This window comes from Flavobacterium oncorhynchi (genome assembly GCF_002217355.1).
Taxonomy (GTDB): Bacteria; Bacteroidota; Bacteroidia; order Flavobacteriales; family Flavobacteriaceae; genus Flavobacterium; species Flavobacterium oncorhynchi.
Genome location: NZ_MUHA01000008.1, coordinates 1,154 through 6,024, shown reverse-complemented (window position 1 = coordinate 6,024; position 4,871 = coordinate 1,154). Strand labels below are relative to the sequence as shown.

The following is a 4,871-nucleotide window of genomic DNA, read 5'->3' as shown; positions in this document are numbered from 1 at the left end:
CCAGAACCAGCAGTTTTAACTGCAAAAGATGCTTGTACGGATGCTTTTGTAAGTTATACAGAATCAAAAACCGAAGGTGATTGCAGCGGCAGATATACTTTGACTAGAATATGGACAGCAAGTGATGAATGCAGAAACGAAAATGTATTCACACAGACTATTAATGTTTCATGTCTGCCAAATATCTTTAACGGAATCTCTCCAAACGGAGATGGAATAAATGACACATTTGTCATTGGCGGCATTGATTGTTTCCCAAATAATACAGTGAGAATCTTTAACAGATATGGAGCTAAGGTTTATGAGAAAAAAGGTTACGATAATGTAACCAATCCTTTTGAAGGAATCTCGGACGGAAGAGCGACAGTTCTTAAAGGAGAAAAACTTCCAACTGGTACATATTTCTATACAGTAGAATATGATGATAATGGAAAACAAGTACAGCTATCAGGTTATCTGTATATAAGTAATCAATAATTAAACCAAATAATAACCAAGTATTTAAAAATGGAAACAGGACTGCGAGAGCGGTCCTGTTTTTTTATACAATAAGAAGTCGAAATACAGTAATACATAACTGCTGATTGAAAATTTGCACTCTAAAAAAACACTCTCAAAAGATGTAACTTATTGAAAAACAGTATATTTGTTGTGCGGTTTTGTCGTTTTTGTAGTAATAAAATTGAAATTTATAATTTGTAATTGTTGTTACGAGCCTTTTCAAATGATATTTTCTTCACATTTTTAGAATTTCTTTTCTTAAATAAATTACCCCATATCTAAAGTAAATTGATATATGCCAAGCTTTAAAATGTCTTAATTTGATACATTAAAAACTTTTAGTTACCCGTTTAAGTTTTGGTTTAATAGAATTTTGCTGCTGTATTTTTTTTAAAAATATACACACCAAAAGCAATGAATACAATAAAAATTCGTGAACAAAATGATGAAAGAATATTGTGTACAATTTGTTTAATTAAAATGTTATGAAAACAAACTTTTCTTTATTCGTACTTGCGTTTTTCTTAGCTGTATTGAAAATTTCTGCTCAAACGGTTACAGCCGTGGCAACCCCGTCAACCTGTGCCGCAAATGGCAAAATAGAATTAACTGCATCAGGAATACCTGAACCAATAATTTATGGTATAGCAAAGTCTCCCTATACAGCCGCAGATGTTATAAGCAGTACATCTCCGGTTTTTTCATTTTTAGGTCCAGGAAATTATTATTACGGTTATTATAATGGTGCCAATTTTATTCCTTCAGCGAGTACTATTTCGGTAGCAAATCAATATAATACAAGTTCTCCAGCCTTTTCAAGTTATTATTCTAATCCATATGCTTATTGTACAGGATCAGCCGATCCATTGGGGAGAGTTTCAATCTTTGTTACAGGAGGGAATAAACCGTATAAAATTGAATTAATAAATTCTAGTAATATTACAGTACAACAAATACCAGCCACTAACTCATTAACAAATGTTTTTTTTGATGGTGTTGCTGCGGGAAATTATACTTTAAGAGCAACAGATGCTTGCGGAACGGTTGTTTATACTCCAAATACGCTGACAGTAAAACCCAATGTACTCTATACAGACTTTACTTTAGGTACAGTTAATACACAGCCCAACACAGGATATTTTAATGTGGTCTATAATACTCCCCTAAATGTCTGTTCTGGAATTGCAACAGCCTCTATTACTAATGTTTCTTACCTACTTAATACTATAATTACAGATATTACTACTCCAACAGGAGGACCAACATTTTATGGAAGCAGAAATCCTGTTTATAAACTGGAAATACAAAATGCTTCTGGAGGTTTTGATGTTTATGATAATTTAACTGCTTCACAAGTTTCCGGCAGTAATAGTTATGTACTGCCTAATGACAGGAGCAAATGGGGATTAATTAAACTTTCGGTCACTATCTGTGGGATTACAAAAACAAATCAGTTAGATTTGGCGCAATACAATGAGTTTAAAATAAAACCGTTTACTTTTGTTGGTTTTTCAATTTATGATGATCCATCCCCGGCAGCCTGTGTTGCAGCCAATCAGGTAGAAGTTTGGACGAGTACATATCAATCTGGAGGCTGTCAGCCTATAACATTAGATGTTACTGAAAACGGAACTTCAAATACCCAGCATTATGAGCTTCCGCAAAACTTTAAATTTAAACTAGATATAGGAAAAACATATACAGTTGCTGCTAAAGATGGTACTGGAGCTTTTCTGTCTTCTTATTCTTTTAGAAATTATACTACATCGACAACCACAAAACCCAGTCAGTCAGACCCTAACAATTTGTACATTGATCCTGCTTATTTTATGCCAAAATCAACCAGAGACAAAATCACCTTTACAGATGGAATAAGTGGTAAAAATATTGGGAAATCGGCACTTGTAATTAATAATTTAACTTCGGCATTAGGTTTAATTGCTCCTGTATATATAGAATCTGTTAGTGGTCCACAATCTATTAATGTTGTAGTAACACCAACCGCAAGCAGTTCCAATATTGGATTAGGGAATAATTTAATGCCCGGAACCTACAAAATTAGAGTAAGAGACTCCCAATGTTTTAGTGAAGAATATGATATCGTTCTCGATAGTTATATTATTAGTGTGGCTCTTCAAAATGTTACTTCGACACCTAGTACGACTACTTGCGATCGTTATACTAAAAAAGGTGAAATTAAAGTTACAGCTGTAGGAAAAACTTTTGATGTTTCAGGACCTTTGTACAGTGTTTATGGATATGATTATGCTTATCCAAGAATTTTAAGTGCACCAGCAGGAGTTTCTGTATTTATATCTACCGATGGCAATTTTCTCCTTAAAGGTAATGCTGTAATTCCATTTTCTTTTTCAGTAGATTTGGCTGGAAATTACCAACTTGCGTTAAGCCGAAAAGGTGATAATAGATTGTTGCAGGCTTCAGAAATATTTGAAAATACAACTGCAGTACCTTTGACGGTGCAGCCTAATTTTCCTGCTTTTGATTTAACACAATCAGGCGGTGTAATTTGTCCAAGTAATACGACAGGAAGCTTAACCGTAAAAGTGAATAATGCAGTAGGAACAGTAACCTATTTCATTAAAAAAGCATCAGATGCTGATTTTCCTTCAACAGGTCAAACGGGTACAGTTTTCACTGGGCTTACGGCTGATACTTATGTAGTTAAAGCCAAGACACTTTGTTATGAAGTTATTCAGTCTTTTAAACTGGCTGAGTTAGCGCAGTTAACAGACGTTATTTTTGGAGATAATACCTACTGTACAAGAGCATCATTACATTTTTCAACCGTTGCTGTTGGACCTGTTTCAAGTATTGTCTGGACATTGCCAAATAATTCGACTATAAGAAGTAATACACTAGATATTCAAAATCTAACGGCAGCCAATAGCGGATTATACAAAGTAACAATTAATTCTGCAGCTGGCTGTGTTATAAATGGATCAACTATTGTTACCGTAAACCCTCTTGCGGAAGTAGCAGCTCCTATTTTTAATACATCCAGCCCAAGTTTAATTTGTCAGTCTGTGGCGGCTCAGCAATCAGATTATATGGCAACGGCTGCGAATGCATCTTCTATAAGTTGTCAGATTTCTCCTCCTGAAGCAGGGACAATTGGAGCAGGCGGTCAGCCCGGAAAAGTAGAATGGAATAGTGCATTTAACGGAACAGCAGTTATAACAGCTGTATCAAGTGGATGCGGAACTGATAAATCAACCACTTTTACTGTAATTGTAAGCCCAAGAGCAGATGCATCTAAAATTATTGCAGAAGATAGAACTATTTGCCCAAATGAAAAAAATATTGATTTAGAAATAGCGGCACCCACGATATCAAATGCTGTATTTACATGGTACGACAGTGATCTTGCATCGGCTGCGGTATTAGGAACTGGTAAAAACTTAATAGTAAGTCCGGTTACTACTACAACTTATTATGTTGGAGTTCAGGGTGATGATATTTGTATAAATGAGGAAGGAAGCCGTAAAGGGGTGAAAGTTACGGTTAATCCTGTAGCAAAAGTATCAGATATTAGTGCAGCAGACCAAACGATTTGTAATGGAGAAACGGCAATATTAACAGCGACCAGTCCACTCGCAAATCCGCTTTTTGTTTGGTACACCGATCCCGATTTAGAAAATTCAATAAGTAATACTGAAACTGCCGAGGTAAGTCCTACAATTACCACAACTTATTATGTAACCGTTTCTGCAGATGGTATTTGTACTATTCCTCCGCCTGCAAAAGCAGTGGTGGTAACTGTTAATCCATTGCCAACAGCAAGTATTGGCGCAACGGGATCCGTTTGTATAGGAGAAGCAACAGTACCAGTAATTAGTTTTACAGGAGCAAACGGAACAGCGCCATATACTTTTACTTATAAGATCAATAATGGCACTGATTTGACTGTATCAACAGTTGGAAGCAACAACATTGTAAATGTTCCAGTTTCAACAGCAGTTGCTGGAAGTTTTGTTTATACCTTAGTAAGTGTAAAAGATACCAGTTCAACTGCGTGTTCACAGACACAGACGGGAACAGCAACAGTTACAATAAATCCATTGCCAACAGCAGCTATTTCTGGAACAACAGCTGTTTGTAATAACGGAACTGAGCCTTTGGTTACATTTACAGGATCAAATGGTACAGCCCCTTATACATTTACGTATAAAATAAATGGAGGAGCAAATAATACTGTAACCACAACAAGTGGTAATTCAGTTACAGTGGAAGCTCCAACAGATGCAACAGGAACTTTTGCTTATACTTTGGTGAGTGTAAAAGATACAAGTTCAACAGCTTGTGAACAAACACAGACAGGAACTGCGACGGTTACCGTTAATTCTAATGAA

At 35.7% G+C, this 4,871-nt stretch carries 2 protein-coding genes; both read left to right on the top strand.

Annotated elements, in window-relative coordinates; translation table 11 throughout:
• Positions 1-477 (top strand): gliding motility-associated C-terminal domain-containing protein (locus tag B0A75_RS08195; RefSeq protein ID WP_133063517.1); only part of this gene is annotated, 477 nt, incomplete at its 5' end.
• A gap of 509 nt (positions 478-986) precedes the next feature.
• Positions 987-4,871: Ig-like domain-containing protein (locus B0A75_RS08190; RefSeq protein WP_449404163.1), on the top strand; the 3,885-nt coding region annotated here is incomplete at its 3' end.